This is a genomic window from Paraburkholderia sp. 2C, from assembly GCF_054589215.1.
Map to the genome: position 1 here is coordinate 260918 of NZ_BAAILL010000049.1, position 3946 is coordinate 264863.

The following is a 3946-nucleotide window of genomic DNA, read 5'->3' on the forward strand; positions in this document are numbered from 1 at the left end:
CTTGAGATTCGGCTGCGGCGTCATGCGCAGGTACGGACGCAGCGCCTTGTAGCCCTTCGGGAATTTCTGTTTGATCACGTCCTCGTCCTTCAGCGACGGCACGATCACCACGTCGTCGCCATGCTTCCAGTTGCCCGGCGTCGCGACCTGATAGTTGTCGGTCAGCTGCAGCGAGTCGATCACGCGCAGCACTTCGTCGAAGTTACGGCCCGTGCTCGCCGGATACGTGATGATGAGGCGCACCTTCTTCTTCGGGTCGATGATGAAGAGCGAGCGCACCGTCAGCGTTTCATTCGCGTTCGGGTGAATCATGTCGTACAGTTCCGACACCTTGCGGTCGCCGTCGGCGAGAATCGGAAAGCCGACGCTCGCGGCCTGCGTCTCGTTGATGTCCTTGATCCACTCGTTGTGCGACTTCGCGGTATCGACCGACAATGCGATTGTCTTCACATTGCGTTTCTCGAACTCGCTCGCGAGCTTCGCGGTCAGGCCCAGTTCGGTCGTGCAAACCGGCGTGAAGTCGGCCGGATGCGAGAACAGTACGCCCCAGCTGTCGCCGAGCCACTCGTGAAATTTGATCCGGCCGATACTCGAATCCTGTTCGAAGTCAGGTGCGGTGTCCCCAAGACGTAGACTCATCATGCAGCTCCTTTGAATATTCGGATGAACTGGCCGGCCCGACAGGACCGGCCGTAACCGGAAAAAATTAGAGCATAACGGACGTGGGCCTGTGCGGCTAACGAATGGAGCGTCATACACATATGAGTTTTTTGTAATTTTCGTTGCGATGAGTGAAACTTAGCGGGACAGATCAGCGTCCCGTGCTGATAATGCAAGGGCGTCGCCGCGGTGCGGCGCGCTGTCGCGGGGAGTCCGCGATGCGCGCCGCCGAGCCCGCCGTGCCTTTTTCGCAATTGCGCTGTGGCGCCTGCTGTACGTTGATGGCGCGAACGGCCACCGGGAACGGTTTCTGCGTACCGCGGTGATCCGCGTGTCAGTTGCCGCGCTCGCCAGCGGCGATTTCTTTGGTTACGATTCCACGCGTAGCGTGCACGAAGGGAGCAATCAATGTCGGAAGTTAACAAGGAGAGATTGATGTCGGATATCAAGACAGTCCTCGCAGACGCTGAAGATCTGCTGAAGCAGGCCGCGAGCGCAACCGGCGAACGCGCTTCCGAACTCCGCGAATCCGCGCTGTCGCGGCTCAAGCAGGCGAAGGAAAAAGCGGCGGACGTGCAGGTGGTCGTGGTCGAGAAAGGCAAGAAGGCAGCACGCGCGACCGACGACTACGTGCACGAGCATCCCTGGACGTCGATCGGTATCGCGGTCGGCGCTGGCGTGCTGGTGGGCCTGCTGATCAATCGGAAGTAAGGCGGGCAGTGATGCCGGGACTCACCGGGCGGGGCTTTGCACAAGCTTGTGCGCGAGGTTGTGCACGAAGCGCCGCGGCAAGTCGTGTGTCATCAGCTTCAGGCAAGGCGGCCGGCCGGCGGAAGACCTTCTGACGCCTGGCCGGACACGTTTTCATATACGGCTGGCGCCGGCCGGGTCTCAGTCCAGCGCGCGCCAGCCGGGTTCCAGTCTTTGGTCCAGTGCGCTGCCGGTGCGGCTACTGGTGACCGTCCAGTCTCTTTCCGGTGCACTTTCACGGGGTAACGCGCTCACGCCATGACCACCGATACCCAATCACAGCGCGCGGATCGTAGCCCGCTGCGCCGCATTTTCAGTTCCGTCTTTTCGATCCTGCAGACCCGGCTCGAACTGATCGGCATCGAGCTGGCAGAAGAAAAAGACCGCCTGCTCGCCGTGCTCTTTCTCGGGCTCGCGGCCATGATGCTCGCGATGATGTCGCTGATCGCGCTGACTGCGCTTGTCGCGATCGCGTTCTGGGACACTTACCGCTGGCAGGCGCTCGCGGGCATTACGATCGTCTACGCGGTCGCCGCGCTGGTTTGTGGCCTGCGCGCGCGCAGTAATTTGCACAATGCACCGGCCGTGTTTGAAGCGACGATCAACGAGTTCGAAAAGGACCGCGAGATTTTTCGCAAGCATTCGGGGTGATGGGAAGCTGGTCTGATGGCCGCTTTCGTTGCATCTGTTTCGTTGCATCTGTTCGTTGCATCTTTCGTCGGCTCGGTCAACGCTGACGGCTTCAACAATCTCTGACGCTTTACCGACACCTCATGAGCCACGTCCATTCAGATGCCGCATTCCGCCGTCAGCATAAAGCGACAAACAATTTGAGCGCGCCGCAGTTGCGGGCGCTGCGCAAGGAATTGCTGGTCGTGCGCGCGGATGTCGAGCGCATGGAGCTCGCGCAGGCAACGATCGAGCTGCGCCAGGCGGTCATTCATTTCAGCTGGCTCAAATTCGTGCTGCCCGGCTTCGCGAGCATGCGCTGGGGCGCGCGCGGCGCAACCACGAAGGGCCTCGGCGCGCTGATGAAGCAGTATCCGCTGGTGAGCTCGCTCGTTTCGCTGCTGCTCGCCAAGCCGCTGCGCACGAGCGTGGCGGCAGGCGCCAAGCCGGTGCTCAAGTGGGGCAGCGTGGCGCTCGCCGCGTGGGAGGCTTACCGGATCTGGCAGCAGGTGCGGCGTGAGACCGGTGGCGGGGCGAGCGGCGCGGGGAAGAGTGCCGGCGGGAATGCGGGGGTGTCGGGGCAGTGAGTGGTGGTGCGGGTGCGGGTGCGGGTGCGGGTGCGGGTGCGGGTGCGGGTGCGGGTGCGGGTGCGGGTGCGCACCGAGGTTGCAACTGCGCTGCGGTTCCGGCTATGGCCGATCCTGCGGTCAGCCTGTCTACCAAGTCAGCAGTGGGCACACCGGTAAGATCCGGCTAGCGGCCGTTCCAGCATCGCGCCATATCGGCGCTCGACATGTCGCCCTTACCCGACGACATTCGATTTGCACGCAGACCTGTTGCATCGAGCGCGAAAGTACCGCACGGGTCATCGCGCATCGGACCCGTGTCGATGGGTGTTGCTTCCAGCCTATAGCCGCCGTTTGCATCGTCGGCGGCGAGCATCTGCAGCCGGTAGACCGGCGTGCCGGACTGGGGCGCCTGATCGAAGCCAGGCGGCAATGTGCTCGGGCCACCGTTGTGCGGCGCCGATTCAACATACTGGGCCGCGCGATAGAGCGCCGAGGCAGCGTCCGTTCTATGCCCGCGTGCGACCTGCGACCGGTACGACGGCAACGCGAATGCGGCCAGCACCGCGACGATCGCGATCGCGATTACGAGTTCGAGTAACGTGAAGGCGCCGGCGTCCTGCCCCGTGCCGAGACTTTTCACGCTGTACCTGTTTCCGCTGCATCTTTTCACCTCCGGGCGCGTCAGACTGCTGCGATGCTTCGTACCGTGACGCTTCTTCATTGAGTCGGTCCCTCCATCCCGATGATTGAAAAGCGGTTGAAAAACATTCAATCGCCGGTCAGAAAGGCCGCGCAGCGATACGCCGCCAATGACGCTCGACGATGCCGTTCTCAGCCACCAGCTGAAGCTGCAACCACGCCTGCGTATCGCGCGTGCTGCCATAACCGCGCGCGGTGAGCAGCCACGCGTTTGCGGCGGGGCGAGTCGCGAGACGCCATGCCTCGACCGTGCATTGCGGCGGGTCGGACGAACCCGGCCATAGCCCGACTGGCGCGAACGCCGATGCGCCAAATGCGGCGGGCGCTTTCCATGCAACCGGCTCTGCCTCTGTTGCGGCTTCGCGCGACGACAGTTCGCCCGCGACAACACGTTGCGCACACAACGTCAGCGCCGAATCCGCCGCATGAAACGCGACCAGCTGATCTTGCAGGTTAGCCGCGCCGCGGGCGGCCGCAACCGATGTCTCCAACCACGCAGCGGACGTGGCCAGCATCATCGACGACAGGATCAGCACGATCGGCAATGCCGCACCCCGATTGCGCGAGCGCCGGGGCGCACTGTCGCGGGGGGGGGGGGG

6 protein-coding genes are annotated in these 3946 nt (G+C 63.2%); 3 read left to right on the plus strand and 3 right to left on the minus strand.

The features are described from left to right. Positions 1-639 (minus strand): peroxiredoxin (locus ACYPXD_RS25415; RefSeq protein WP_459717591.1); only part of this gene is annotated, 639 nt, incomplete at its 3' end. 429 nt (positions 640-1068) lie between these two features. Between ACYPXD_RS25415 and ACYPXD_RS25420 the strand changes: the two genes are divergently transcribed. The 3 genes from ACYPXD_RS25420 (at position 1069) to ACYPXD_RS25430 (ending at position 2666) form a co-directional block, all read left to right on the plus strand. After that, entirely contained in the window at positions 1069-1371 is a 303-nt protein-coding gene (locus ACYPXD_RS25420) for an ElaB/YgaM/YqjD family protein (RefSeq protein WP_075158017.1), read from the plus strand. Positions 1372-1668: 297 nt separating this feature from the next. Then, positions 1669-2061 (plus strand): phage holin family protein, encoded by a 393-nt coding sequence (locus ACYPXD_RS25425; RefSeq protein WP_459717596.1) that lies wholly within the window; start codon positions 1669-1671, stop codon positions 2059-2061. Positions 2062-2183: 122 nt separating this feature from the next. Further along, a complete protein-coding gene (locus ACYPXD_RS25430) occupies positions 2184-2666 on the plus strand; it encodes a DUF3318 domain-containing protein (RefSeq protein ID WP_459717599.1) in 483 nt (160 codons plus the stop codon). Positions 2667-2832: 166 nt separating this feature from the next. On the opposite strand, the gene ACYPXD_RS25435 is transcribed toward ACYPXD_RS25430, so the two are convergent. Then, positions 2833-3288: a type IV pilin protein gene (locus tag ACYPXD_RS25435; RefSeq protein WP_459717602.1), complete on the minus strand. Its 456-nt coding sequence runs from the start codon at positions 3286-3288 to the stop codon at positions 2833-2835. Positions 3289-3427: 139 nt separating this feature from the next. Further along, positions 3428-3946, minus strand: a 519-nt coding sequence (locus ACYPXD_RS25440) for a pilus assembly PilX family protein (RefSeq protein ID WP_459717605.1), incomplete at its 5' end; no start/stop codon positions are given.

What these genes read in the sequence shown, in the direction of transcription:
- ACYPXD_RS25420 (WP_075158017.1), top strand. Translation starts at nt 1,069, where the DNA reads ATGTCGGAAGTTAACAAGGAGAGATTGATGTCGGATATCAAGACAGTC.
- ACYPXD_RS25425 (WP_459717596.1), top strand. Translation starts at nt 1,669, where the DNA reads ATGACCACCGATACCCAATCACAGCGCGCGGATCGTAGCCCGCTGCGC.
- ACYPXD_RS25430 (WP_459717599.1), top strand. Translation starts at nt 2,184, where the DNA reads ATGAGCCACGTCCATTCAGATGCCGCATTCCGCCGTCAGCATAAAGCG.